This window comes from Janthinobacterium goodfellowi, assembly GCF_051380695.1.
In the GTDB taxonomy this organism is placed as follows: domain Bacteria; phylum Pseudomonadota; class Gammaproteobacteria; order Burkholderiales; family Burkholderiaceae_D; genus Janthinobacterium.
In genome coordinates this window covers 238,723-263,258 of record NZ_JBNYXN010000005.1, presented here as the reverse complement: position 1 = coordinate 263,258, position 24,536 = coordinate 238,723, and the positions used below count along the sequence as shown (strand labels likewise).

The window sequence follows — 24,536 nt, the reverse complement described above, 5'->3', positions numbered from 1 at the left end:
CATCCTTTATTTCCAAGATCTGTGGTAGGCACCCAAGGTGTGCTGCTGGCCTTCGGCCAGCTTGTCCATGGCCGCCATCCAGCCCGGCTTGACGGCGTAGCGCGCATTGCCTTCGCGGCAGGCGTCGATCGCTTCGCGCCACACGCGCGTCACCTGCGCCACATAGGCGGGGCTGCGCTGGCGCCCTTCGATCTTCACGGCGCGCACGCCCATGGCGATCAGTTGCGGCAGCAGCGCCAGCGTATTCAGGCTGGCCGGCTCCTCGATGGCGTAATACTCTTCGTCGTTGACTTCGAAACGCCCCTTGCACAGGGTCGGATAGCTGGCGTTTTCACCGGGTGCGTAGCGGTCGATCAGCACGCCGTTCAGGCGCGATTCGAGGCCGTTCGGCGTTTCCAGCCAGCGCACGGATTTCGCCGGCGAGCACACGCCGTGCGTGTTCGGCGCCTCGCCCGTCGCATACGACGACAGCGCGCAGCGCCCTTCGACCATCACGCACAGGCTGCCGAAGCCGAAGACTTCGATCTCGACTTCCGTCTTGGCGATCAATTGTTCGACCTGCGCCATCGACAGCACGCGCGGCAGCACGGCGCGGGCGATGCCGAAGTGTTCATGGTAAAAATTGATCGCTTCGTAGTTGGTGGCCGAGCCTTGCACGGACAGGTGCAGGCGCAGCTGCGGGTGATGCTGCGCCGCATACGCCATCAGGCCCGGATCGGCCACGATCATGGCGTCGATGCCGGCCTGCGCGGCGCGGTCGATGGCGCTGCGCCACACGGCCCAGTTGTGCGGCTGCGGATAGGTGTTCAGCGCCAGCAGCACCTTGCGTCCATATTGGTGGGCGTAGCGCACGCCCTCGGCGATGGCCTTTTCGTCGAAATTGAGGCCAGCGAAATTGCGCGCATTGGTGGCGTCGCGAAAACCCAGGTACACGGTGTCGGCGCCATTGTCGACGGCCGCTTTCAAGGCGGGCAGGCTGCCGGCGGGGCAGACCAGTTCCAGCGGTCCGGCCACGCGGGTGGCGGTGGTTGATTCAAGCATCATGGTGTTCTCAGTCCTGTATCGGCTCAGGGTGCAGACTATAGCCCCGCCCATGCCGCCCAGTCCTTGACGCAGGTGAAGGAATGCATGCATGACTGGCGCGCGTTCCACTTGCTTGACCTGGCTGTAAAATGCCCCACTTTTTCCCTATCCGATTGCCCGCCATGACCCGCAAACCGCTGCTGATTTTCCTGCTTACCCTGTTTCTCACCGCGCTGCAGGTGCAGTGGGCCGGTCCGGCCGATGGCTATGAGACAGGGACCATCTCCGTGCTGTCGCCGGAAGTGCTGGGCGCGTATCCAGGCGTGCTGCTGCTGTTCCTGCTGGCCGTGTTCGCGCGCCGCAAGATGCCGCTGCTGCGTCAGGCCGCCATCTGCACGGGCCTGCTGGCCGTCTACTGGCTGCTGGCGAACTACGTCACCTTCGACGCGCGCGTGGCCAGCTGGAGCACCTACACGCCGCTGGAAATCTGGACGCACGTGCTGCCCGCGTCTGTCATCAGCATCGCCGCCTGCGGCGCCGCGTTCTTTTGCGCGAGCTGGCTGATCCTGCGCGAAACGCGCTGGAACAAACGCGGCTGAGGTGTTTTTTTCACCTGCATCAAGGATTCGTCACGCCACTGCACGCGCCCTTTGACGCCACTATATTTAGTGATTAATCTCCATAAAAACACCGCATGTTGTGTTTATTGGAGGTTTCATGACGACAAATGCAGTTTCCCCCACACGCGGCCAGGTCGACGTCGCCGCGTCCATCAATGAGTACCTGGAGCGGCGCGACTGGCGCGTGAACGCCAACGCCAACCAGGGTTACTCGCTAGGCGGCCTGATACTCAATGTGTCGGGCAAGGTCATCGCAAACTACTGGCTGGACCAGGTGTATCCGCCGGAAGTGGGCGCGGCGCACCGCGAGGCGGCGCTGCACATCCACGATCTCGACATGCTGGCCGGCTATTGCGCCGGCTGGTCGCTGCGCACCCTGCTGCATGAAGGCTTGAATGGCGTGCCGGGCAAGATCGAATCGGGCCCGCCCAAGCACATGTCGAGCGCCATCGGCCAGATCGTCAACTTCCTCGGCACCCTGCAAAACGAGTGGGCCGGCGCGCAGGCGTTCAGCTCCTTCGACACCTACATGGCGCCCTACATCCGCAAGGACAGCCTGCGCTACGAAGACGTACGCCAGTACATGCAGGAGCTGATCTTCAACCTCAACGTGCCGTCGCGCTGGGGCACGCAGACGCCGTTCACCAACCTCACCTTCGACTGGGTCTGCCCGGACGACCTGCGCGAGCAAATTCCCGTCATCGCCGGCCGGGAAATGGACTTCAGCTATGGCGAGCTGCAGGCGGAAATGGACATGATCAACCGCGCCTACATCGAGATCATGATGGCGGGCGACGCCAAGGGCCGCGTCTTCACCTTCCCCATCCCCACCTATAACATCACCGAGGATTTCGACTGGCATAGCGAGAATGCCGAACGCCTGTTCGAGATGACGGCCCGCTACGGCCTGCCCTACTTTCAGAATTTCATCAATTCGGAACTCAAGCCAAACATGATACGCTCCATGTGCTGCCGCTTGCAGCTGGACTTGCGCGAACTGCTGAAAAGGGGCAATGGCCTGTTCGGTTCCGCCGAGCAGACGGGCTCCCTGGGCGTGGTGACGATCAACTGCGCGCGCCTGGGCCACCTGTGGCGCGGCGACGAGCCAGCCTTGATGGCCGACCTGGACCGCCTGCTGGAACTGGGCAAGACCAGCCTGGAAATCAAGCGCCGCACCATCGAGGAACTGATGCAGCAAGGCCTGTTCCCGTACACGAAGCGCTACCTGGGCACCTTGCGCAACCACTTTTCCACGCTGGGCGTGAACGGCATCAACGAGATGATCCGCAATTTCAGCGGCGACGCCCATGACATCACGTCCGCCGAGGGCCATGCGCTGGCGATCCGCTTGCTCGACCACGTGCGTGCCCGCATGGTGCAATTCCAGGAAGAGACGGGCCATATGTACAACCTGGAAGCGACGCCGGCCGAAGGCACGACGTACCGCTTCGCCCGCGAAGACCGCAAACGCTATCCCGCCATCCTGCAGGCCGGCACCGTCGACAACCCGTATTACACGAACTCGTCGCAACTGCCCGTCGGCCACACGGACGACCCGTTCGAAGCGCTGGAATTGCAGGATGCGCTGCAGCGCAAGTACACGGGCGGCACGGTGCTGCACCTGTACATGACGGAAGCGCTGTCGGACGCGAACGCCTGCCGCGAACTGGTAAAACGCGCCCTGAGCCGCTTTTCTCTGCCCTACATCACCGTCACGCCCACGTTTTCCATCTGTCCGCGCCACGGCTACCTGGCCGGCAAGCATGAATTCTGCCCCACCTGCGACGCGGAACTGATCGCCCGCAAGCAGGCCCACATTGTTCCATCACTTGAGGAAACGCCATGAATGCACGTCCCGACTTCAATCCCGCCATCACCCTGCTCGACACCGAACGCCAGCGCTGCGAAATCTGGACGCGCGTGATGGGCTATCACCGCCCCGTCGCCTCGTTCAACATCGGCAAGCAGGGCGAATTCCACGAGCGCCAGTATTTTACGCAAGCGGGCGCCCGGCTTGGCCAGCCCGCCTGCCATGGCTGAGTTGAAAGTGGGCGGCCTGACGCCCTTTTCCGCCACCGACTATCCGGGCAAGCTGGCGGCCGTGGTGTTCGTGCAGGGCTGCCCCTGGCGTTGCGGCTATTGCCACAATCCGCACTTGCAGGCGCGCACGCCGGAAGGCGCCATGCCGTGGCAGGACGTCCTGACCTGGCTGCGGCGCCGCGTGGGCCTCGTCGACGCCGTCGTCTTCAGCGGCGGCGAGGCGTGCATGGACCCGGCGCTGGCGCGCGCCATGCTGGACGTCAGGGCCCTGGGTTTCGGCATCGGCCTGCACACGGCCTGCATCTACCCGCAGCGCCTGCAGGAAGTGCTGCCCCTGGTCGACTGGGTGGGCTTCGACATCAAGGCGCCGTTTGCCGACTATCGTCATGTGACCCGCGTGGCCGGCAGCGGCGACCCGGCGCGCGCCTGCCTGGACGCCATCCTCGCCAGCGGCGTCGCCTACGAATGCCGCACCACCGCCCATCCGGACCTGCTGCCCGATGCACAGCTGCTGGCCCTGGCCGCCACCCTGGCCGCCCAGGGCGTCGACAACTACGTGCTGCAGCAGTTCCGCGCCGAAGGCTGCCTGGATGCGGCGCTGGCCGGCCGCCCCCTGCACGGCTATCCGGCGGCGGACACTGTGGCGCAAATCGGCGCCATGTTTCCCCGTTTTACATTCCGTAACCATGGCAATTGATCCTGCAAGCACATAATTTCGCAAAGCCCCGCAAAATTCCCCGTTCTGCAACGCTGAAATGTCTTGCGTGCTGTAATGTATCAACTGTGCCGCGCACCACGCGCAGCCCGTTCGATTCCTCACACAGCATTACAGATAAGCGTCATCCATGAACGATTTCACCGCAGTCAGCCCAGACACCCCTTCCACCCACGCCGACATCCTGTACGGCCCGCCGCGACCGGATTTGCTGCGCGAGGAAGTGCTGGCCGACCTGCTGGAAGCGACGGCGCGCCGCTGTCCGCAGCAAATCGCCCTGATCGACGGCGCGCGCCGCATCACGTATGCGCAACTCGATGCGCAGGCGGGCCTGGCGGCGTCGCGCCTGGTGGCGGCCGGCGTCAAGCCCGGCGACATCGTGGGCCTGTGGCTGCCGCGCGGCGCCCCTCTGCTGCTGATGCAGGCGGCGATTGCCAAGGCGGGCGCCGCCTGGCTGCCCGTCGATGAAGACACGCCCGTCGAGCGCCTGCAAGTGTGCCTCGACGACGCGAATGGAGCCGGTGTCGTCAGCTGCGCGCAGTTCGCGCCGCGCCTGTTGGATGCCGGCGTCGAGCGCCCCGTGTGGACGGCGGAAAGCCTGCTGGCGCCCGCGGCGCCCGGCGAATACCTGCCCGCGCGCGGCGCCGTCTTGCCCGAACACCCGGCCTATGTGATCTACACGTCCGGCTCGACGGGCAAGCCCAAGGGCATATTGATCAATCAGCGCAGCATCTGCCACTTCCTGCGCAGCGAAAACGCCGTGCTGGAAGTGACGCAGGCCGACACCGTCTACCAGGGCTTTTCCGTCGCCTTCGACATGTCGTTCGAGGAAATCTGGATCGCCTACCTAGTGGGCGCCACCCTGTGGCTGGGTCCCAAGGAAATCTCGGGCGACCCGGAAGCCTTGCCGCGCGCGCTGGCCGAGAACAAGGTCACCGTGCTCCATGCCGTGCCGACCCTGCTGGCCCTGTTCGCCGAGGAAGTACCGAGCCTGCGCCTGATCAACCTGGGCGGCGAGATGTGCCCCGAATCCCTGGTCGAGCGCTGGTCGCGCCCGGGCCGCGCCATGTTCAACACCTACGGCCCCACGGAAGCGACCGTCTCGTGCAGCCTGGCGCGGCTGCGGCCCGGCGAGCCCGTCACCATCGGCACGCCGCTGCCCAACTACGGCTTGCTGGTGCTGCAGGTGGCCGAGCCGGGAGAAAACCGTCCCTTGACATTGCTGGCGCGCGGCGAAACGGGAGAATTGTGCATCATCGGCCCCGGCCTGGCCGAGGGCTACCTGGGCCGGCCCGACCTGACGGTGGAAAAATTCCTGCCCAACCCGTGGGCGACCGGCGACGGTGACGCGCGCCTGTACCGCACGGGCGACCTGGCGCGCATCGACCCGGACGGCCAGGTGCAGTGCCTGGGCCGCGCCGACGACCAGGTCAAGATACGCGGCTTCCGCGTGGAGCTGGGCGAAATCGAAGCCGTGCTGGCGCAGCAGCCCGGCGTGGGCACGGTGGCCGTCCTGCTGCGCAAGGATGACGGCATCGACCAGCTGGTGGCCTACATCGTCGGCAGCGACGATGCGCCCGAGCATGCCCTGGCGGCGAAAACCCTGCGCGCGGCCCTGAACCTGCACCTGCCGCCCTACATGGTGCCGGGCCGCTTTGAATTGCTGCCGCTGATGCCGCGCCTGACCTCGGGAAAAATCGACAGGAAGGCCTTGAAAGCCATGCCATTGTCCGCGCCGCCGGCCGGCGAGGCGGGTGTATCGGACGTGCCGGAAACGCCGGCCGAAGCGGCCCTGTTCGCGGCGCTGGCCAAGCTGTTCCCCGGCCAGGCGATCTTGCGCCAGCTCGACTTTTTCAGCGACCTTGGCGGCCACTCCTTCCTGGCCGCTCGCCTGGCGTCCGCCCTGCGCGCCGATCCGGCCTACGCCCACATGACGGTGCGCGACATTTACCAGAACCGGCAGATCGGCAAGATCGCCGCCGTGCTGAACGAGGCGCCCGCGCTGGCCACGCCGGAAGCGGATTGGACGCCGCCGTCGGCCGTGAAGCGCTGGGTCTGCGGCGCGGCGCAGGCGGCGGCCGTGCCGGGCCTCGTCACCCTGCGCATGGCGCAGTGGATGGCGCCGTTCTTCACCTATCACTTCTTCACGGGCGATACGGGCGACACCGTGCCGCGCGCCATCGCCGCCTCGATCGGCGTGTTCCTGCTCGCGACCCTGGCCGAATTTGCCATTGCGATTGCCGGCAAGTGGCTGATCGCCGGGCGTCTGAAACCGGGCAGCTATCCGCTCTGGGGGCTGACATACTACCGCTGGTGGCTGGCCGACCGCCTGGTCGAATCGGCGCCCGCGTATCTGCTCAGCGGCTCCTCGCTGAACAGCTGGTGGCTGCGCGCGCTGGGCGCCAAGGTGGGCAAGGAAGTGGTCATCGGCTCGATGACCCTGCGCGCGCCCGACCTGCTGTCCATCGGCGACAACGTCAGCGTCGGCAATGCCGTCAACTTTGAAAACGCCCGCGTGGAACGGGGCCGTTTGCTGCTGGGCCAGATCAGCATCGGTGACGATGCCTGCATCAGCTCTTACGCGATTTTGGAAGGCAATACCAAAGTAGGCGCGTTTGGCCACCTCGAGGGACAGTCCGCGCTGGCCGACGGCGCTTCGGTGCCCGCCGGTCGCGTCTGGACGGGTTCTCCCGCGCGCGACATCGGCCCCTATGACCGGGCCAGCCAGCCGCCGCGCCCCGCCGTCTCGCGCCTGCGCCTGACGGGCGAAACCCTGTTCTTCTGCTTCGGCATGGTCTTGATCGCCGTGCTGTTCTTCATGCCCGTCTTCCCCAGCTTCGTGCTGATCGACTGGTTCGACGAGCGCGAAATGATGCCGTGGCTGCAGGGGCGCGACGTGACGACCCAGCTGGCCCGCTACTTCCTGCTGGCCTTCCCCGCCAGCGCCGTGCTGATCGTGCTCACGGCCCTGCTGTCGGCCGCCATCCGCTGGGGCGCGCTGCCGCGCCTGAAACCGGGCAGCTCGCCCGTGCACAGCAATATCTATTGCGCCAAGTGGCTGGTCAGCCATATCCAGGAATCGAGCCTGAACGTCCTGCACGGCATCTACGCCACCGTGTACGCGCCGTACTGGTACCGCCTGCTGGGCGCCAAGGTCGGCAAGGGCGCCGAGATTTCCACGGCGCTGGGCGTCGTGCCCGACATGCTGACCCTGGGCGACGACACCTTCATCGCCGACGCCGTCATGCTGGGCGACGAGCAGATCGACGGCGGCTGGATGACCATGCGCCCCACCGTCGTCTCGCACCGCAGCTTTGTCGGCAACGGCAGCTATATCCCGGACGGCACCGTGCTGCCCGAACATGTGCTGATCGGCGTGCACACGCACGCGCCGCGCAATGAGCAGATGCACAGCGGCGATACCTGGCTGGGCTCCCCCCCCATGCACCTGCCCGCGCGCGAGCAGGTCAGCGGCTTTGCCGAGCACCTCACGTTCAAGCCATCGCTGCTGCGCCGCCTGGGCCGCAGCCTGATCGAAGCGTTCCGCATCGTCGCGCCGCACGCCGTGGTGATCGCCGTCGGCTATACCCTGGTGCTCGACGTGATGCCGATCGCGGGCGCAGGGCGCTGGGGCGAAGTGGTGGGCGACCTGGCGATCGCCGGCATCGCCTACGGCATCGGCAATTTCCTCGTGGTGGTGCTGTTCAAGTGGCTGCTGCTGGGACGCTACCGCAAGCATGCGGCGCCCATGTGGACGCCGTTCGTGTGGATCTCGGAAGGCGTGACGAATCTGTACGAAGGCATCGCCGTGCCCAATTTCATGCGCTACCTGCGCGGCACGCCGTGGCTGCCGCTGGCCTTCCGCCTGTTCGGCTGCAAGATCGGCCGCGGCGTCTACATGGACACGACGGACATCACGGAATTCGACTGCGTGCACATCGGCGACTACAGCGAACTCAATGCCCTCACCTGCCCGCAAACGCATCTGTTCGAAGACCGCGTGATGAAGATCGACCACGTGGAAATCGGCCAGCGCGTCTACATGGGCCCGCGCAGCTCCGTGCTGTACAGCGCCAAGGTGGGCGACAATGCGCGCCTGGGACCGCTGACCCTGGTGATGAAGGGCGAACACATCCCCGCCGGCAGCAACTGGGCCGGCTGCCCGGCAGCGCCTTTGCGTAGCTGATTGCAGCTGATGGATTTTACGGTGCTCTTGTCAAGAGACGGCGTGCTGGCAATCGGCATCGTGCCGCCGCCATCCCGCACGGAAGCGCGCGCGCACCTGCGCCAGGCCGTGCGCGAAGCGGCGGCGCAGTGGCAAAACCTGGACATCGAGGCGATTTCCGTGGAGTCGACGCCGGGTACTCCTCCCCGCTTGCTGCTGGCCGGACGATCAGTGGGTCTGTCGTTCAGCCATGACGAGGGACTGTCGCTGGCCGCCATCGGCCTGTATGGCCCCGTCGGCATCGACGTGATGCGGGTGCAGGACATTGCCGACTGGTTCCATCTGGCACGCGATTACCTGGGGCCGCAGGTGGCGCAGGAGCTGGCCGCCTGCCCCGCTGCGCAACGCCCGCTGCGCCTGGCGCAGGCATGGACGGTGCGCGAGGCGGCGCTCAAGTGCGCGGGACTGCCGCTGGCGGAGTGGGACGGGACCGCGCCAGCCTGCTGCCTGCAGGCTTTGCCATTGCCAGCCCCCTACGTGGCAAGCCTCGCGTATTAATCTTCCGTGCCATGTCCAGCTCCGCCGATCTGGACGAAAATCAGTTTTACGATAATACTGATAAGTACTCCCAGCACCCCGATCAATTCCAGCATGGTCTTTCCTTCGCAATGACAGCGGACCAATGCACTGTAGCGCGAACGCCGGGGCCAGGGCCAATATCAAATCAGGCAGTCTCCGATCTCGAAAAGGCATACGATTGATTTCCATCAGACAGTTCCGCTACTTTGTCGAAGTCGTCGATGCGGGCAGCTACTCGCGCGCGGCGGAAAAGCTGTACATCGCGCAGTCGGCCCTGAGCCGGCAAATCAAGGAGCTCGAGGGCGAAGTGCAAGCCCTGCTGCTCACGCGCGACGCGCGCCATATCGAGCTCACGCCCGCAGGACAGGTCTTTTATGAGCGGGCCAGGCGCATCCTCGACGACATCGAGGAAACCGTGCGCCAGACACGTCACGTGGGACAAGGCGCGCAAGGTATCATCCGCCTGCTGCATTCGAGCTCCGTCACCCTCACGCCCGACATCGGTGCCGTGCTGAACCGGCTGCTGGCGCAGTTCCCCGGCGTCTCGCTCGACATTTCCAAGGGTTCGTCGGAAAACCAGGCAGCCGACATCGAGGAAGGCCGCGCCGACCTGGGCCTCGTGCGCCTGCCCACCCTGCGCAAGCACGCCAACATCGTCGTGCGCGAACTGTTTGCGGAAAAGCTGGTGGTGGCCGTGTCGGCGATGTCGCCGCTGGCCGCGCTGGAACGCACGACGATTGCCGCCCTGCGCGATGAAGCGTTCGTCTCGATCCCGCACAAGGACCGCGGCGGCCTGAGCTACCTGGTGGCGGGCCTGTGCCTGGCGCAGGGGTTTTTTCCGAAGGCGGCGCGCGCCCTGTCGCGCAAGACGTCGCAGCTGAACCTGATCGAAGCCGATATGGGCATCGCCATCGTCCCCGACAGCATGCGCCTGGTGGCGCCGCCCGGCGTGCGTTTTATCGCCCTGCCGGACGAGGAATCGCATTCCGTCGTGGGCCTGATCTCGCCGCGCGCGGCCAGCGGCATGGTGGCCGCGTTTACGGAAGCGTTCGTGCGCGAGATGAACGCGTCGGCAACTACGGCTTAGCCTTCCGCATACAGCGCCGCATCCACGTCGCGCACGGCCGCCATCAGCAAGGCCAGCTTCATGACATCGAGCTGGCCGTCCGTGCGCACGCGCGAGCACAGGTCGATGCCGTAGGGGCGCACCTGGCGCAGCGCCTCCATCACGTTGTTCGCATCGAGGCCGCCGGCCAGGAAAACGGGACGGGGGCTGGCGCGCACGAAGCGCGCGCTGACGGACCAGTCGTGCGTGCGGCCCGTGCCGCCCAGTTCCGGCACAGCCGCGCCGGGGCGGCCCGAATCGAGCAAAAAGGCGTGGACATGGGGCGCGTAGGCGGGGATCAGCGCCAAAGCCTCGGGCCCTTCCACGTGGATCACCTGCACGCGCCGCACGTGCGGCATCAGGCGCGCCAGCTGCGCCACTTCGCCCGGGTCGATATGGTCGACGATCTGCACGGTGGACGGCTGCGTGGCGCGCACGTGTTCGGCGATGGCTGCCGCCGTCGTCTCGGACGTCAGCAGGAAGGTGGCCACGGGAGGCGGCGTCCATGCGGCGATCTGCGCGATGCGCGCGTCGGGAATCGGGCCCGGACCGGACGGCATGGCAGCCACCAGGCCCAGCGCGTCGGCACCGGCGGCAATGGCCAGTTGCGCTTCATCGATGGAAGCGATGCAGCAGATCTTGATGCGGGTTCTCATGGCCTTGCCTGCTGAGTCGGGATGATCAACATTACAACACAGGGCAGCGCGCACGCCAAGGCACGCCGTCAAGGCCGCGCACGATTGTGTGCCAGAATGGGGGCCTGCCCACATCCCGAGGAATCCATGGCCGACTACAAGAACCCCAGCTACGTGGCGCGCTCCATGCACCCGCGCTTCGATGAACTGACCTCGCCCGGCGAAGCCGTGCCGTATTCGGGCATCTACCGCTGCGACGGCTGCGCGCACGAGATTGTGTCGACGGAAGGCCACGTCATGCCGCCGCAAAACCACCATCAGCACAGCAGCGAACAGGGCCCCATTCTCTGGCGCCTGATCGTCAGCCCCCGCTGATTGACATGCGCCAGTCGGCGGACGATACTTGATTGATCCCGGATCGCCATTGGAACGTCACTGGAACACCAGCATGCGCATCGTCGATTTTGAAGTCCGCAAGGAGTGTCCGCCGCAGCTATGCGACTGCGAGCGCGAGCGGCTGCTCGACGATCCGCAGGCGGACCTCGCCATCCTGCGCCTGAACCTGACGGAAGAAAAGCGCCTGCTGGCGCACATCGAGGGTATCGCCACATATGCGCAACTGCAGAAACTGCAGCTGCTGTTGAAGAAAAACCTGGGCGTGGAATTGCAGATTGCGCCCGGCAGCGGCGAAGTGCGCACCGTGCGCGGCTTCCAGATCCGCCTGCTGGAACGGCCCGGCCTGTGCCGCAAGACGCGCGCCGCCATTCCTGCCGCCGTACGCCGCTGTCTGGCCGCGCATCCCGAGATCGCGTTTGCGATCCTGAATGAAAACGATTTGCTCGGTGGGATGCGGGGCGAGTAGGTCGGATTAGCGGAGCGTAATCCGACATGTGCACCGGGCTAACAATGTGTCGGATTACGCGGCGCGGATAGGGATGGCCTTGCCCTTCGCTTCGCGCGCCCGCAACTGCCCGCAGCCGCCCTCCACGTCCTGCCCGGCCGAATCGCGCAATTTGGTCAGCACGCCGCGCGCGTGCAGCGCTGCGGCGATGGCCCGCGCCTTGTCCCAGCTGGGACGCTTGAACGGCAAGTCATCGATGGTGTTATACGGGATCATGTTGAGCACCGCGTATTTCCCCTTCAGGAGGTCGACGATGCCATCCATCTCGTCCGCGCCATCGTTGACGCCCTCCATCAAGGTCCATTGATATTGCACCGGGTAGCCGGTGAGGCGCGCATACGATTCGCCGAAGGCCACCAGCTCGCGCGGCGTGAGCCGGGGAGCGCGCGGCAGCAGCTGTTCGCGCAGCGCCGGCTTCGTCGTATGCAGCGACAGGGCCAGCGCCGGCTTGACCCGCCCCTGCGGCAGGCGCTCGAACGCGCGCGGGTCGCCCACGGTGGAAAACACCAGGTTCTTGTGGCCGATATTGCCTTCGGTGCCCAGCAGCTCGATCGCTTCCATCACATTATTCAGGTTATGCGCCGGCTCGCCCATGCCCATGAAGACGACTTTTTTCACGGGACGCAGGGTACGCGCCAGCACCACCTGGGCGATGATTTCGCCGCTGGTGACTTGCCGGATCAAGCCGTCGCGGCCCGTCATGCAGAACTGGCAGCCGACGGCGCAGCCCACCTGGCTGGAGACGCACAGGCCGTCGCGCGGCAGCAGCACGCTTTCCACCGTCTGGCCGTCGTGCAGCCCCACCAGCAGGCGCGCCGAACCGTCCGCGCCCGGATGGGTGCTCAGCAGTTTCAGCATGCCCTGCAATTCGGCGTCCAGCGCAGGCAAGGCCTCGCGCACGGGCAACGGCAAAAAGTCTTCGGCGCGGCGCCGGCCCTGGTCGTGCGGCTGGCCCTGTATCCAGTCGCGCAGCACGCGCTGTTCGTGCAGAGGCTTGGCGCCCAGGGCGCGCAGGCGCTGGCGCAGATGATCGATTTGCATGGATTCTGAATAAAAAAACGGCGCGCAGGAATGAAGCCAGCGCGCCGTGTTACAGGTAAAAGCGTTACACCTTCTTGACGAACTCCGTCTTCAGGCTCATGGAACCGAAGCCGTCGATCTTGCAGTCGATATCGTGGTCGCTATCGACCAGGCGGATGTTCTTGACCTTGGTGCCCATCTTGACGACACCGCCGCCGCCCTTCAATTTCAAGTCCTTGATGACGCTGACCGTGTCGCCGTCCTGCAGGATATTGCCGGCCGAATCGCGGTACACACGGGCACCCTCTTCCACGGCTTCGCCAGCCGTGGCCGACCATTCATGCGCGCATTCAGGGCAGATCAACTGGCTGCCGTCTTCGTACGTGAATTCGGATTGGCATTGCGGGCATGGTGGTAATGTGCTCATTTTCTTCTCTGTCTGGTGAACAGCGCGTGCTGTAAAAGCCGACATTATACGGCCTACGCCCCGCATCAACGGGCTTTTTTCCCCATCATTGTCAAGGACGGCGAATAATCTCGATGGTGCTGTGGACGATTTCCTCGTGAATGCCGATGCGCGCGCGCAGCCGGGCCGCCGTCAAGGCAGCATCGCGGCTGACGACGGACAAGGCGCAGGAATACAGCTGCTTGCCGACGCGCCACACGTGCAGGTCGACGATGCGCGGCGTGTCGCCGGCGCTTTCCACTTCCACCGCTTCGCGGATTTCCGCCACCACGGGGTGGTCCATCTCGCGGTCCAGCAAGACCTTGCCCGTTTCCTGCATCAGCTTTTTCGCCCACAGCGCCACCAGCACGGCGCCCGCGATGCCCATCACAGGATCGAGCCACTGCCAGCCGTAAGCCCACGCGCCGGCCAGCGCAAGGATGGCCAGCAAGGACGTGGCGGCGTCGGCCAGCACGTGGATGTACGCGGCCTTCATGTTCAGGTCTTCGCCATGGCCATGGTGGTCGTGGTGCCCGTGATGGTCATGATGGTCGTGGCCATGATGGTGGTCGTGGTCGTGGTGCCCGCCGAGGATCAGCGCGCACACGAGGTTGACCGCCAGGCCGAAGGCCGCCACCGCCATCGCCTGCGGATAGTGGATGGGCTGGGGCGAGAACAGGCGCTCGACGGAAGCGGCCACCATCAGCACGGCCACGCCCAGCAGCAGGATGGCGCTCGTGTAGCCGGCCAGTACCTCGATCTTCCACGTGCCGAAGGCAAAGCGGGGGTCGCGCGCATAGCGACGCGCGGCCGCATACGCAAATGCGGCCAGGCCGATGGCCAGCGCGTGCGAACTCATATGCCATCCATCGGCCAGCAGAGCCATGGAGTTGTACCACCAGCCGGCGACGATTTCCAGCACCATGGTGGCCAGCGTGATCCACATGACGATGCGCGCGCGGCGCTCGGCCTTGTCGCTGGCGGCACCGAAGACGTGTTCGTGCTGCCAGGCGGAGAGGTCTTCGCTGAGGGATTGCGTTTGCATGCCGATCTCCTTATTTGAGGTAGGTACGCAGGATGCCCGCGATGTCGTCGGCGCCCCTGGCCCGCTCCTCGCCGGAGATATCGGGACTGGCCACGTGCTCGCGCAAATGCTCTTCGATGACTTCGGCCATCAGGCCATTGACGGCGCCGCGCACGGCGGCGATCAGCTGCAGCACTTCGCCGCAGTCGCGGCCCTCTTCCAGTCCCCGCTCCAGGCCTTCCACCTGTCCCTTGATGCGCTTGACGCGATTGAGCAGCCTGGTCTTGTTGTGTGCCGTGTGGCCCATGATTCACTCCGATAAATACTATAGGGGGGTATACTATCAGAGAGATCCGGGTGGCGCGATTTTTTGCAGCTTGCTGGCCAACGAGGCATCGGACAATTCGCCCAGGTGCGTATCGACCAGCCGCCCCTGCGCGTCATAGAACAGGGTGGTGGGCAGGGCCGTGGAACCGGCCGCCTTGCCCAGCGCCGCCTCGCTGTCGAGCACCACGTTGCGCAGGGTCGCGCCGCTCCTGTCCAGGAAAGCGGTGGCGGCGGCCGCATCCTCGCGCTGGTTCGCATACACGAAGACGATATCGGCGCGCGCCTGCTGCGCGGCGGCCAACACGGGCATCTCGCGCCGGCATGGCGGGCACCAGCTGGCCCACAGGTTGACCACCATGGGCTTGCCGCCGGCCAGCGCCGCCAGGCTGGTGGACGTGCCGTCCAACGTCTGCAGCGCCACGGCCGGCAAGGCCGCCGGCTTGTCCCAGGCGAGCGAGATCCCTGCGCTCGACACGCCCCAGGCCAGCGCACCGCAGGCCACGCTGACAGCCAGCGGACGGCGCATGAGCGCCATGGCGGGACGCCGGCAGCGCCACGCGGCGATGGCCAGCGCGGCGGCGATGCCGGCCGGCGCCAAAAACCCACCGTCGCGGATATTGAGGATGGACCCGGGCGCGGCCAGATACTGTTCGTGCCAGCGCAGCACGAACGCCAGCCGCGCCGCCAGCAGGCCGGCGATCAGCATGTCGGAAACGAGGGGGCCGGCGTCCGGCAGCCGGCGGTACTTCCGCAGCCACCACGCCGCGCCGTAGGCGACGCACAGGGAAACGAACAACAGGACCAGGCCCGTGGGCAGGGCCAGGGGGCCGATTTGCAGGGACAGCATGGGCGCTCGCTATGACATCGAATGGACGTCCATTCTGCCCCATGCGGATTAAGCAGGCGTTAATCCGTCATCAAAAAGCGGCCAGCGCCTCCTTGCGCACGAAATGCATGGCTTGCGGCTGGTCCACCAGCACGCACTGCTTGCCCGTGCGCCGGCAGTGGTCATGCACGCGCCAGTAGGCATCGTGGCTGACGCAGCCCGTCTGGCAAATTACCAGGTCGGCCGCCACCAGACCCGCTTCCAGCGCCGCCGCGTCGTCGGCGCCATCGTCGCCGCCCGCGTGATGCAGGAAGCGACCGCCCGCCTGCTCGATGGCCAGCTGCGCCACGTTGGCGCCGCCCGCGTCCTGGCCCGGCGCCAGGCTTGAATAGTTGCCCACATATAGCACGGCTTTTTCTCGCACGTCGGCCTGCAAGGCTGGCGCGGGCACGACGGAATGCGCAGGCAGCCATTGCAGGCGCAGCAGCTCGCGCATCAGGTCCTGCACGCGCTCGCCGAGCCACTCGACCTTGCGGGCCAGCCGGGCACGCGTCGGCAAGCCGGGCACGCTGGCCGCCAGTTCGGCCAGTGCGTCGCGCGCCAGCGCCAGCTGCGTATCGCGGATCACGACCTGCGCCCGCGCGCGCATCAATTCCGACTCCAGCTGCACGATGCGGGCCGCCTGCGCGGCCAGCTGCGCACTGCAGCGCGCCTGCGCGCGGCCATATTCGCCCATCAGCACGCGATGCTCATGCGCGATCAAATCCTCGTTGCCATCCAAACTACCCATCATACCCTCCTTCACATGCATGGCGCCATTGCGCCGGCCCATCGCCACCCCATAGGCACGAATTATAAATGAGAATCATTACTATTTGTGTATGCACATGCACGCAGCAGGGGTATGCGCTGGCCGCCGGCGTCACGCGGCGGGCGGGCAGGACAGCAGGCGTTTCCAGACGTCGTCCTGCACTTGCCGCACATGCCGCAAGCCGTCCGCGCCGCGATAGATGTCCAGCGTGTTCGGCCACGCCATATCGATGAACAACTGCCGTGCCGGATCGACCAGCAGGGACTGGCCCACATAGTTCCCCTTGATTTCGCCCTTGTTCACGGCCAGCAGGCGCGCCCCGCCGGCAAGCGCCCGCTCTTCCAGCTTCACGCCGCTGCGCTCGGCCACATCGCGCAGCCAGCGCTCGCGCCAGCGCGCCTGCTCTTCGAACTGCCCCTTTGGCGGCCGGTCCAGCTTGACGACGGCCGCCACGGGCCCGCCTCTCCCCGCCTGCAGCGAAAAACCCATGCGTTCCTGCAATTCGACCGTGTAGGTTTCTCCCTTGACGTCGATCTGGTAACGCCCCGCACCATCCTGCAACAACAGGTCGGCCTGGTGATAGGCGGGCTTGACGCAGGTGGCATATTGATAGGCCAGCACATCAAGGAATGGCGGTGTCGCGGGAGACGCCGCCATGGCGGGCGACAGGCTGGCACACAGCGCGGCGGCGGCCGCGCATTGCATCGTATTCATTCTTGCTCCTGTTTGTGTGGGATGGCGATGGCAGCCGGAAAACAGGCACGGCACGCCATCGCTTTACCTATAGGCAATATTTTGCACATTTTTTGCCAATGGTGGAATTGGCAAGAACTGCACTCTACCTGATGGGGAGAAAACGGCCCGCACGGCCATCGGACGACGGCCCCCGCCACACGATTCAATTGAATCGCGCTTGTTAAATCACTATTTCTAAGGTGTAATCTTATAAGCAAGTCATTGAATTAATTGCAAGTACGCTCATTTCGCCACACGGAGTTCCAATCAATGTCCGAATTGGTCCAAGCAAGCACATCGCCGTCACCTGCTGCGTCCCCCGTCGCCAACGGCTTCAGCCAGGCCACGCGCCTGCTGAAGCTGAGCACGCCCCTGGGCCCGGACAAGCTGCTGGCCGAATGCGTGCGCGGCGAGGAAGGCCTGGGACTGGGCTATGTCTTCCACATCGCCGCCCTGTCGCTCGACGCGGCCATTCCCCTCAAGTCGCTGATCGGCCAGCCCATCCTGCTGGAATTGCGCACGGCCGCCGGCACAGAGGATTGGCGCCCGTTCCACGGCCACATCACCGCCGTCGAACTGGCGGGCGCAAACGGTGGCTTTGCCCGCTACAACCTGACCATGCAGCCATGGACGGCCTTCCTGGCGCACGGCCGCGACAGCCGCGTCTTGCAGGACCTGGCGGTACCGGACATCCTCGAAGTCGTCTTTGCCCGCTACCAGGGCCAGGGCATGCTGGCGCCGGCCTGGCGCTTCGACCTGCTCGACCGCGCGGCCTATCCGAAACGCAGCATCTGCAGCCAGTACCAGGAAAGCGACTGGGCCTTTGCCGAGAGGCTGATGAGCGAGGAAGGCCTGTTTTATTATGCCGAACACACGGGCGACGCGGGCAGCGCCAGCCTGGGCAGCCACACCCTCGTCATCGCCGACCACAACGGCAGCTTCAAGCCCAATGCCCAGTCCAGCATCGCCTACAGCCAGCCAGGCGCCGTCATGCCGCAAGACACGATGGACCGCTGGCGCATGCAGCTGCGCCAGCAAACCAACGGCATCGAACTGTCCAGCTGGGACTACCGCGCGCTGGGCCAGCGCCCCATCAGCGCCGCTGGCGCCAAAGACGGGACGATGGAACTGGTCAGCCGCGACGCTCCCGGCGCCTATGCCTACCCGTCGCGCGAGCACGGACAACGGCTTGCCGAGCGCCAGTTGCAGGCGCTGACGGCGGCCAGGGAAGTGTTTACCGGCGCCGGCACCGTGCGTACCCTGGCACCCGGCACCACCTTCACCCTGAGCGGCCAGGCACAAACGGATGCGGCGGGCGATGGCGACGCGGCGACCTTCCTCGTCACCCGCACGGTGCACCTGATGCATAACAACCTCGATGCGGAGCTGGGCGGCGGACTGCTGCAGCGCTTCGGCCGGGGCTTGCTCGACGCGCTGATCGGCGAAGAGGCGGCCGGCAGCCTGCATGCCGTCGGTGACACCATCAGCGAACGCCCACCCTACCGCAACCGCATCGACGCCATCCGCAGCAAAATTCCCTACCGCAGCAGCTATGCCAACAACCACGGCCAGCTGCTGCATCCGCGCCCCGTCATCATGGGCCAGCAGACGGCCATCGTCGTCGGCCCGGCCGGCGCCCAGCTGCATACGGACCGCGACCACCGCATCAAGGTGCAATTCCACTGGCAGCGGGGAGCGCAAAGCCATAGCCGCCTGGCGCATCCGGCCGCCGACGGCCACACGGGCGCGCCCGGCGACGATAGCGCCGGCACCTGGGTCAGGGTCGCCACGCCGCTGGCCCCAGTCGCCGGCGCCAACTGGGGCAGCAATGCCCTGCCCCGCGTGGGCCAGGAAGTGCTCGTCGATTTCCTGGAAGGCAATATCGACCGCCCCGTCGTCATCGGCACGCTGTACAACGGCCGCGGCCAGGCCGACGCGCAAAACAACCAGGTCAGCCAGGGCACGGGCGCAGCGACGGGCAATGCGCCGGCCTGGTTTCCCGGCCAGGCCGGCGCCCATGCCCACCCGGCGGCCTTGTCGGGTATCAAGACGCAAGCCATGCAGACCAGCCAGGGCGGCGGCGGCGCCTACAGCCAGCTGGTGTTCGACGACAGCCCGGGCCAGGGCCGCGTCGCCTTGCAGCGCCATGCCGGCCCCCACCAGGGTACGGCCGAACTGAACCTGGGCCATTTGCGCCATCAGAGCGACAACCAGCGGCTGGCGCCGGCCGGCTTTGGCGCCGAGCTGAAAACGGAACACAGCGCCGCCCTGCGCGCGGGAGCGGGCATGCTGCTGTCGGCCCATGGCCGCGACGCCAGCGCCAGCCATATGGATGCGAAGGAAGCGCTGGAACAGCTCACGCACAGCTTGCAACTGCAGACCTCGCTGGCTGAGCAGGCGCAAAAACATTTCGCGCTCGAAATGGCCAGCCCGGATACCGCCGGGACAGCCGCCCCGACGCCCCCGGCCACACCGGACCAGGCGGAGACGCCGCCCCAAGCCGCTCAACTCCCCGCCCTCGCCCAGATGCAGCACAGCATCGAGGTCCTGGGCGCGACGGCCGAGGGGGCCGCCGCTGCGGGCCAGGGCCAGCAGGCGGCGGGCGGCGAAGGCCAGGCCAGCGCGTATGGCGACCCGCTGCTGCAATTGTCCAGCCCGTCCGGCATCGCCGCCACCACGCCGGCCAGCGCCGTGCTGGTCGCCGGCGGCAATGGCAGTCTGGCGGCGGGCGCGGATCTCAACTTTGCCGCGCAGGGCAACAGCCTGTACGCGCTGGGCAAGGGCATCAGCCTGTTCACCTATGGCAAGGCCAGCAGCAAGGACAAGCCGAACCAGGAAACCGGCATCCGCCTGCATGCGGCCAGCGGCAAGGTCAGCAGTCAAAGCCAGTCCGATGCGACACGGCTGACGGCCGACAAGGCCCTCACCGTCAGCAGCACCGCCAAGAGCGTCACGGCGGCGGCCAAGCAGCACATCCTGATGACGGCCCAGGGCGCGTACATCCGCCTCGAAGGCGGCAACATCATGCTGCACGGCCCCGGGAAAATCGATTTCAACGCCAGCATGAAGGAATTGACGGGGCCGGCAAGCAGCCAGCCCACCTTGCCGGCGATGCCGAATGCGGCCGACCTGGGCCGGGCAGTCGAGCTGAACCTGCATTATGGCGATCTCGAGCCTGTCATGAACTCGCCCTACAAAATCACGTTCGCCAATGGCACTTCCCTCAGTGGATTGCTCAACGACAAGGGCCATGCCCGCCTCGAAAACATTCCTCCCGGCGCGTATCACATTGAATATGGCGAAGACCAACGCGACTGGGTGGCGCCCCCATTGGTAGCGGAACCCCGTCTGCAGCAAGCGAGGCAGCAGCTGAAACAGGCTTCCGCATTGCTGGAAGCGGCCAGGAAAAGCAGTAAACCGGATCCCCAACCATGAGCCAGAATTTTGTCGACGAGATTGTCGAGTTTTTCAAGGACCTGATCCTGGGCGACTTCGAGGATGACCAGGGCAAGGCCGCCATGATCGTCGGCGGCGCCATTTCCCTGATCCCCGTGGTGGACCAGGTGATGGACGTGCGCGATGTCTCGGGCATGATCTACCGGGTCGGCAGGAAAGGCGTGTCGCGGGCGACCCGCGATGACTGGGTCGACATGGCGCTGGCGGCGTTCGGCTGCATTCCGGAAGTCGGCAGCCTGTTCAAGACCATCATCAAGCCTTTGCGCAAGTACCGCAAGGAAGCCGGCGCGGCGGTCGCGGGCGGCAATGTCATGATCGAAGCCATGCTGGGCAAGAGCAAGGGCGCCGCGATCAAATTCCTGAAAACCTTCCAGTGGGCGCAAAACACCCAGCTGGCGATCAGCACGGCCATGAGCGCGCTCGATAACTGCGTGGAATTGCTCGGCTACCTGTCGACCAGCCATTGGTGGCTGCCGTCGGACTTGCAGCATTTGGCACGCGACATGAAGCCGCAAGTCGAAGCGGTGCGCGGCCCCCTCAAGGCCGGCATTGCGCAAGGCGCCAAGGCACTGCAGGACTTGATCGAGGACATGCTGGGCGAAGACGCGTTATGGGCGGCAAAAAAAATCGCCGTCGCCGCCGGCACCGGCGCCAATACGGCGGCCAGGCACAATCACAAGCCCGGCAACACACATCCGCACAGCGCCAATGCCCAGTTCAAATCGCCCACGATCAGCACCGATAAAAAAACCAAGGGCGTGGATGCCAAAGCAAAAACCAAAGAACGCGACTCGCCGGGCAAGGGCAAGGAACACAAACCCGTGGACGACTCGCACCGCCAGAGCAGCGACGGCGGCACCGCACCGGTGAAGAATACGTCGCGGCCGATTCGCGAACTGCTGTCTGAAATCAAATTTGGGCCACGGGGACTGGTCGGTGAGCATATGGCCGACTACTACCATATGGATCATGTGCTCAAGAAAACAGGTGACTGGCCACATGGCAACATCCAAGGTAAATGGCGCAGCAAGTATCCACGCATCGTCGGACCAGACAGCAAACACAAGCGCCCCACCGAACTGGTACCGGAAGACCTGGCCAAGGTGACACTGTCAGGCGTCGATACGATCTGGCAGACCGACACGACTACCTATCACTTCATCGAAGCCAAATTCACCGAGAGCGTGTACAGCCTGCACGGACGGCTGAAAAAGAATATGGCAAATGGGAAAATCCCGCGTGCACCGGCATCGTTAAATGACCGGCAGTTAACTTTATGGGCGTTGCTTGGGGAACCTAAAAAGGGAACACAGATGGGGAAAAAATGGATTACCAAAAGCACGAATAATCCTGCAATGGTCACGTCCAGCAATTTCAAAAACCGCTGGGTATATCTGATGCTTGGAACTGCAGCCCTGACCAATCCATTTGTTACGGCAGCGCATCCCACAGGAAAACTTAAATTAACGGCTGCACCGGGAATTTTCGAACACATGGAAGCCATATGGGAATTGATGAAATCAAACGATCATTACAATATAAAAATACATGACAAACACAAAAAAACGCATGGAATAACTGATGAATTTGACCATCTGGAAATTGATCGAGTAGCAGATTTGCGTGAAGTAGCGACAAAGTTATCTTCCGAAAAACCTGCGGGACAGGAAAAACCTAAAGACAAGCAAGAAAAACCGAAGTCCCCAAAACGAAAGCCTGGGAAATAAATGCATAACATTCCATTCCATGATCGCCGCCGTCAGCAATTCATTTACCAGGAACTGTATGAAAAAACACTGGAAAATTCGCTTGCCCTGATACAAGTCCAACAGAGAAATAAGGAATCGGCTGAATCCGCGGCAGATCTCAGCCTGGCTTACAATTTTCTGTATCTTGAGAATTTTTGGATTTGGCTACTGGATTACACTGCGGGCATGCCCATAGAGGACCTCGCACCACGCCTGGCTGGCATCGTGGACAAGTTTGCGGAGTGGAATGAAGTCGATCAAATCCATCAGAAGGAAATATTATCGGAATATCCTGAATATGGCCCGTATAAATATCGGGCAGCACCAAATTTCGGCGACCTTGCCGATTATGAAGATACTCTGCAATTACTAAGTATCGCCATATTATTGCGCGACCAGCGTTCGGTCAGTCGCATCATACGCATACTAAGCAGCCACCGTGGACAGGATGGTTTGTTCGAGGAGCTGATTAGCGCCTATGTGGAGGATACGATCATGATCGATACTTGCGTACTTGGCAAGCCGTACGATATCTTGCTGCAGACAGTTTATGAAAATGATGAAAATTCGGCACGAAATTTACTCAAGAAGTATTTGAAACAATGGTACCCGGCAATGAAGGACCATCCTCGCTGGTACAACGGCCACCTCAGAATCAGCGATGAAGGCTACGCGCCATATTATGGTTATTGGGCATTTGAAGCAGCTGCAATGGTTTTTGTTTTTGACTTCGATGACAGCGACATAGACCATTTGGTCTATCCAAGAGACCTCGTTGACTATGCGCGCAAGTTACGTAAAGAAAATCGATATACGAGTATCGATGTGGAAGATGTGACAGGTGTCCACCGTGTCGAAGGCGGCCAGCCCTGCCCCCAAACCGGCTTCTGGGAAAGCCCAGCAAAGCTACACAGCCGCAGTCACTTCGCGCAAGGCCAAATCATGCCTATTTTTGACGATGCGGCATACGGTGAAACCATCTGGTATTGGAGTGCAGAACAATAGCCAATATGTCATCTCACACAGCCAAGTATGTCAGGCATTTACGTTGAACGCAATGTCCGACAACATCTTGCAGAAATCTGCACTAAACAAGAAAAATGGTATTTCGCCATGAAAAATAGCGTCTTTCACGAACGGCGTCGGCAAAATTTTCTTTATGAAGAACTTTATAAAAAAACACGAACAAATCAAATTTCCTTGATACGGGGAGGAGAAGAAAACAGCAAGGATGCATATTCGATAGGCGAAAGTTCCTCCGTTCATCATTTCCTGTATCTGGAATTACTCTGGATATGGATGCTTGACTACACGGCAGGCATAGACCTCGATCAACTGGCGCCTCGAATCGCCGATATCGTGGACAAATTTGAAGAGTGGAACGAAGTGGATCAAAAGTATCAACAGGAGTGTGCTCTGAAGCTGCCTGAATATGATCCGTATAAATATTCGGGCGCGCCCGATTTCTCGACACTTTCCGACTACGAAGACACGCTGCAACTGCTGAGCATTGCCATTTTGGCGCGCGATCAGCGTTCGGTCCAACGTATCATTCACATACTTCGTAGCCATCGCGGTCAAGATGGCTTGTTCGAGCAATTGATCAGTGCTTATGTCGACAACGTCGTCGAGCGCGATACCTGTGTACTTGGCTCCCCTTATGACACCTTGCTAGGTGTGTTTTATGAAGAAGATGAAACGGCCACACTCTCCTTGCTCAAGAAATATCTGCAACAATGGTATCCGGCAATGAAGGATCATCCTCGCTGGCATGACGAGCATCTCAGGATCAGCGAAGAGGGCTATGCCGGCTATTATGGCTATTGGGCATTTGAAGCCGGAGCCGCAGTCTTTATTCTCGACCTGGACGACAGCGCTATCGATCATCTGGTCTACCCTAAAGACTTGGTCAATTATGGCCGCAAGTTACGCGCCGAACACCGTTACACAAGCATGGATACTGACTTAATAAATAAAGTCGGTCGTGTCGACGGCGGCCAACCCTGCCCCCAAACCGGCTTCTGGGAAACCCCAGCAAAGCTACACAGCCGTAGCCATTTTAAGCAAGGCCAAGTCATGCCTGTTTTTGACGATACGGCATACGGTGAAACCATCTGGTATTGGAGTGAAGAACAATAGCCAAATTCCATCTCGCACAGCCAGCGATTGGCCCAGCGCCGAGCTGCGTCAGTGCACGAGCCTGTGGAATTGCGCGCCTACGCCGGCGAGGCCTGCCTGCAGGCCGGTCAGTGGCAAGCGCTGGACATTCCGCCGCAAACCCGGCGATTTGAACAGGGCGAGATCATGCGCAATCTGGATTCCGCCGATAGATTGACGATGTGGCACTTCCTGAACGCATGA

At 63.4% G+C, this 24,536-nt stretch carries 23 protein-coding genes; 14 read left to right on the top strand and 9 right to left on the bottom strand.

The window, feature by feature from the left end:
- Positions 1-6: 6 nt before the first annotated feature.
- Positions 7-1,044 (bottom strand): ubiquinone anaerobic biosynthesis protein UbiU, encoded by a 1,038-nt coding sequence (gene ubiU, locus ACQ4WQ_RS20095; RefSeq protein ID WP_414654798.1) that lies wholly within the window; start codon positions 1,042-1,044, stop codon positions 7-9.
- A 161-nt stretch (positions 1,045-1,205) separates the two neighbouring features.
- Here ubiU and ACQ4WQ_RS20090 point away from each other — a divergent pair, with 161 nt between their 5' ends.
- The 7 genes from ACQ4WQ_RS20090 (at position 1,206) to ACQ4WQ_RS20060 (ending at position 10,229) form a co-directional block, all read left to right on the top strand.
- Positions 1,206-1,622 (top strand): hypothetical protein, encoded by a 417-nt coding sequence (locus ACQ4WQ_RS20090; protein WP_436499462.1) that lies wholly within the window; start codon positions 1,206-1,208, stop codon positions 1,620-1,622.
- 118 nt (positions 1,623-1,740) lie between these two features.
- Complete coding sequence (locus tag ACQ4WQ_RS20085) at positions 1,741-3,489, top strand: ribonucleoside triphosphate reductase (protein ID WP_436499460.1); 1,749 nt, start codon at positions 1,741-1,743, stop codon at positions 3,487-3,489.
- Entirely contained in the window at positions 3,486-3,683 is a 198-nt protein-coding gene (nrdD, locus tag ACQ4WQ_RS20080; RefSeq protein ID WP_436499458.1) for an anaerobic ribonucleoside-triphosphate reductase, read from the top strand. Before ACQ4WQ_RS20085 ends, nrdD begins: the two co-directional genes overlap by 4 nt.
- Complete coding sequence (locus ACQ4WQ_RS20075) at positions 3,676-4,380, top strand: anaerobic ribonucleoside-triphosphate reductase activating protein (protein WP_436499456.1); 705 nt, start codon at positions 3,676-3,678, stop codon at positions 4,378-4,380. Before nrdD ends, ACQ4WQ_RS20075 begins: the two co-directional genes overlap by 8 nt.
- A gap of 148 nt (positions 4,381-4,528) precedes the next feature.
- Positions 4,529-8,584 carry a Pls/PosA family non-ribosomal peptide synthetase gene (locus ACQ4WQ_RS20070; RefSeq protein WP_436499454.1) on the top strand — a complete coding sequence of 1,352 codons (4,056 nt, stop codon included), beginning with the start codon at positions 4,529-4,531 and terminating at the stop codon, positions 8,582-8,584.
- 21 nt (positions 8,585-8,605) lie between these two features.
- Entirely contained in the window at positions 8,606-9,121 is a 516-nt protein-coding gene (locus ACQ4WQ_RS20065) for a 4'-phosphopantetheinyl transferase family protein (protein ID WP_436499452.1), read from the top strand.
- A 199-nt stretch (positions 9,122-9,320) separates the two neighbouring features.
- Positions 9,321-10,229: a LysR family transcriptional regulator gene (locus ACQ4WQ_RS20060; protein WP_436499450.1), complete on the top strand. Its 909-nt coding sequence runs from the start codon at positions 9,321-9,323 to the stop codon at positions 10,227-10,229.
- Here the strand turns inward: ACQ4WQ_RS20060 and ACQ4WQ_RS20055 are convergent.
- The gene (locus ACQ4WQ_RS20055; RefSeq protein ID WP_436499448.1) at positions 10,226-10,903 is read right to left on the bottom strand and encodes a phosphoribosylanthranilate isomerase; all 678 of its coding nucleotides are present in this window, start codon (positions 10,901-10,903) and stop codon (positions 10,226-10,228) included. The genes ACQ4WQ_RS20060 and ACQ4WQ_RS20055 overlap by 4 nt on opposite strands.
- Before the next feature lie 126 nt (positions 10,904-11,029).
- Between ACQ4WQ_RS20055 and ACQ4WQ_RS20050 the strand changes: the two genes are divergently transcribed.
- Positions 11,030-11,257, top strand: coding sequence for a hypothetical protein (locus ACQ4WQ_RS20050; protein ID WP_086138321.1), 228 nt, complete (start codon positions 11,030-11,032; stop codon positions 11,255-11,257).
- A 73-nt stretch (positions 11,258-11,330) separates the two neighbouring features.
- On the top strand, positions 11,331-11,744 hold the full coding sequence (locus tag ACQ4WQ_RS20045; RefSeq protein ID WP_436499446.1) for a hypothetical protein: 414 nt from the start codon (positions 11,331-11,333) through the stop codon (positions 11,742-11,744).
- Positions 11,745-11,798: 54 nt separating this feature from the next.
- Here the strand turns inward: ACQ4WQ_RS20045 and ACQ4WQ_RS20040 are convergent, their stop codons facing one another.
- From ACQ4WQ_RS20040 to ACQ4WQ_RS20010, 7 genes are all read right to left on the bottom strand, one after another.
- Positions 11,799-12,824 carry an RNA methyltransferase gene (locus ACQ4WQ_RS20040; protein ID WP_436499444.1) on the bottom strand — a complete coding sequence of 342 codons (1,026 nt, stop codon included), beginning with the start codon at positions 12,822-12,824 and terminating at the stop codon, positions 11,799-11,801.
- Positions 12,825-12,888: 64 nt separating this feature from the next.
- Positions 12,889-13,230 (bottom strand): zinc ribbon domain-containing protein YjdM, encoded by a 342-nt coding sequence (locus ACQ4WQ_RS20035; RefSeq protein ID WP_070218308.1) that lies wholly within the window; start codon positions 13,228-13,230, stop codon positions 12,889-12,891.
- A gap of 91 nt (positions 13,231-13,321) precedes the next feature.
- Positions 13,322-14,293, bottom strand: a complete 972-nt coding sequence (gene dmeF, locus ACQ4WQ_RS20030; protein WP_436499441.1) for a CDF family Co(II)/Ni(II) efflux transporter DmeF — start codon at positions 14,291-14,293, stop codon at positions 13,322-13,324.
- 10 nt (positions 14,294-14,303) lie between these two features.
- A complete protein-coding gene (locus ACQ4WQ_RS20025; RefSeq protein ID WP_086138316.1) occupies positions 14,304-14,579 on the bottom strand; it encodes a metal/formaldehyde-sensitive transcriptional repressor in 276 nt (91 codons plus the stop codon).
- 36 nt (positions 14,580-14,615) lie between these two features.
- Positions 14,616-15,446 carry a TlpA family protein disulfide reductase gene (locus tag ACQ4WQ_RS20020; protein WP_436499439.1) on the bottom strand — a complete coding sequence of 277 codons (831 nt, stop codon included), beginning with the start codon at positions 15,444-15,446 and terminating at the stop codon, positions 14,616-14,618.
- Between the two features lie 70 nt (positions 15,447-15,516).
- Positions 15,517-16,215: a DUF2325 domain-containing protein gene (locus ACQ4WQ_RS20015; protein ID WP_436499750.1), complete on the bottom strand. Its 699-nt coding sequence runs from the start codon at positions 16,213-16,215 to the stop codon at positions 15,517-15,519.
- A 132-nt stretch (positions 16,216-16,347) separates the two neighbouring features.
- Complete coding sequence (locus ACQ4WQ_RS20010; protein WP_436499437.1) at positions 16,348-16,950, bottom strand: hypothetical protein; 603 nt, start codon at positions 16,948-16,950, stop codon at positions 16,348-16,350.
- A gap of 291 nt (positions 16,951-17,241) precedes the next feature.
- Here ACQ4WQ_RS20010 and ACQ4WQ_RS20005 point away from each other — a divergent pair, with 291 nt between their 5' ends.
- The 5 genes from ACQ4WQ_RS20005 to ACQ4WQ_RS19985 all read left to right on the top strand — a co-directional run bounded on the left by ACQ4WQ_RS20005 (position 17,242) and on the right by ACQ4WQ_RS19985 (position 24,536).
- Positions 17,242-20,406 (top strand): type VI secretion system Vgr family protein, encoded by a 3,165-nt coding sequence (locus ACQ4WQ_RS20005; protein ID WP_436499435.1) that lies wholly within the window; start codon positions 17,242-17,244, stop codon positions 20,404-20,406.
- Complete coding sequence (locus ACQ4WQ_RS20000; protein ID WP_436499433.1) at positions 20,403-22,154, top strand: hypothetical protein; 1,752 nt, start codon at positions 20,403-20,405, stop codon at positions 22,152-22,154. The genes ACQ4WQ_RS20005 and ACQ4WQ_RS20000 overlap by 4 nt, the downstream gene beginning before the upstream one ends.
- Positions 22,155-23,180, top strand: a complete 1,026-nt coding sequence (locus ACQ4WQ_RS19995) for a PoNe immunity protein domain-containing protein (RefSeq protein WP_436499431.1) — start codon at positions 22,155-22,157, stop codon at positions 23,178-23,180.
- Between the two features lie 108 nt (positions 23,181-23,288).
- Positions 23,289-24,314 (top strand): PoNe immunity protein domain-containing protein, encoded by a 1,026-nt coding sequence (locus ACQ4WQ_RS19990; protein WP_436499429.1) that lies wholly within the window; start codon positions 23,289-23,291, stop codon positions 24,312-24,314.
- Positions 24,315-24,377: 63 nt separating this feature from the next.
- Complete coding sequence (locus tag ACQ4WQ_RS19985; RefSeq protein WP_436499428.1) at positions 24,378-24,536, top strand: hypothetical protein; 159 nt, start codon at positions 24,378-24,380, stop codon at positions 24,534-24,536.

What these genes read in the sequence shown, in the direction of transcription:
- ubiU (WP_414654798.1), bottom strand. Translation starts at nt 1,044, where the DNA reads ATGATGCTTGAATCAACCACCGCCACCCGCGTGGCCGGACCGCTGGAA.
- ACQ4WQ_RS20090 (WP_436499462.1), top strand. Translation starts at nt 1,206, where the DNA reads ATGACCCGCAAACCGCTGCTGATTTTCCTGCTTACCCTGTTTCTCACC.
- ACQ4WQ_RS20085 (WP_436499460.1), top strand. Translation starts at nt 1,741, where the DNA reads ATGACGACAAATGCAGTTTCCCCCACACGCGGCCAGGTCGACGTCGCC.
- nrdD (WP_436499458.1), top strand. Translation starts at nt 3,486, where the DNA reads ATGAATGCACGTCCCGACTTCAATCCCGCCATCACCCTGCTCGACACC.
- ACQ4WQ_RS20075 (WP_436499456.1), top strand. Translation starts at nt 3,676, where the DNA reads ATGGCTGAGTTGAAAGTGGGCGGCCTGACGCCCTTTTCCGCCACCGAC.
- ACQ4WQ_RS20070 (WP_436499454.1), top strand. Translation starts at nt 4,529, where the DNA reads ATGAACGATTTCACCGCAGTCAGCCCAGACACCCCTTCCACCCACGCC.
- ACQ4WQ_RS20055 (WP_436499448.1), bottom strand. Translation starts at nt 10,903, where the DNA reads ATGAGAACCCGCATCAAGATCTGCTGCATCGCTTCCATCGATGAAGCG.
- ACQ4WQ_RS20050 (WP_086138321.1), top strand. Translation starts at nt 11,030, where the DNA reads ATGGCCGACTACAAGAACCCCAGCTACGTGGCGCGCTCCATGCACCCG.
- ACQ4WQ_RS20045 (WP_436499446.1), top strand. Translation starts at nt 11,331, where the DNA reads ATGCGCATCGTCGATTTTGAAGTCCGCAAGGAGTGTCCGCCGCAGCTA.
- ACQ4WQ_RS20040 (WP_436499444.1), bottom strand. Translation starts at nt 12,824, where the DNA reads ATGCAAATCGATCATCTGCGCCAGCGCCTGCGCGCCCTGGGCGCCAAG.
- ACQ4WQ_RS20035 (WP_070218308.1), bottom strand. Translation starts at nt 13,230, where the DNA reads ATGAGCACATTACCACCATGCCCGCAATGCCAATCCGAATTCACGTAC.
- dmeF (WP_436499441.1), bottom strand. Translation starts at nt 14,293, where the DNA reads ATGCAAACGCAATCCCTCAGCGAAGACCTCTCCGCCTGGCAGCACGAA.
- ACQ4WQ_RS20025 (WP_086138316.1), bottom strand. Translation starts at nt 14,579, where the DNA reads ATGGGCCACACGGCACACAACAAGACCAGGCTGCTCAATCGCGTCAAG.
- ACQ4WQ_RS20020 (WP_436499439.1), bottom strand. Translation starts at nt 15,446, where the DNA reads ATGCTGTCCCTGCAAATCGGCCCCCTGGCCCTGCCCACGGGCCTGGTC.
- ACQ4WQ_RS20015 (WP_436499750.1), bottom strand. Translation starts at nt 16,215, where the DNA reads ATGGGTAGTTTGGATGGCAACGAGGATTTGATCGCGCATGAGCATCGC.
- ACQ4WQ_RS20010 (WP_436499437.1), bottom strand. Translation starts at nt 16,950, where the DNA reads ATGAATACGATGCAATGCGCGGCCGCCGCCGCGCTGTGTGCCAGCCTG.
- ACQ4WQ_RS20005 (WP_436499435.1), top strand. Translation starts at nt 17,242, where the DNA reads ATGTCCGAATTGGTCCAAGCAAGCACATCGCCGTCACCTGCTGCGTCC.
- ACQ4WQ_RS20000 (WP_436499433.1), top strand. Translation starts at nt 20,403, where the DNA reads ATGAGCCAGAATTTTGTCGACGAGATTGTCGAGTTTTTCAAGGACCTG.
- ACQ4WQ_RS19995 (WP_436499431.1), top strand. Translation starts at nt 22,155, where the DNA reads ATGCATAACATTCCATTCCATGATCGCCGCCGTCAGCAATTCATTTAC.
- ACQ4WQ_RS19990 (WP_436499429.1), top strand. Translation starts at nt 23,289, where the DNA reads ATGAAAAATAGCGTCTTTCACGAACGGCGTCGGCAAAATTTTCTTTAT.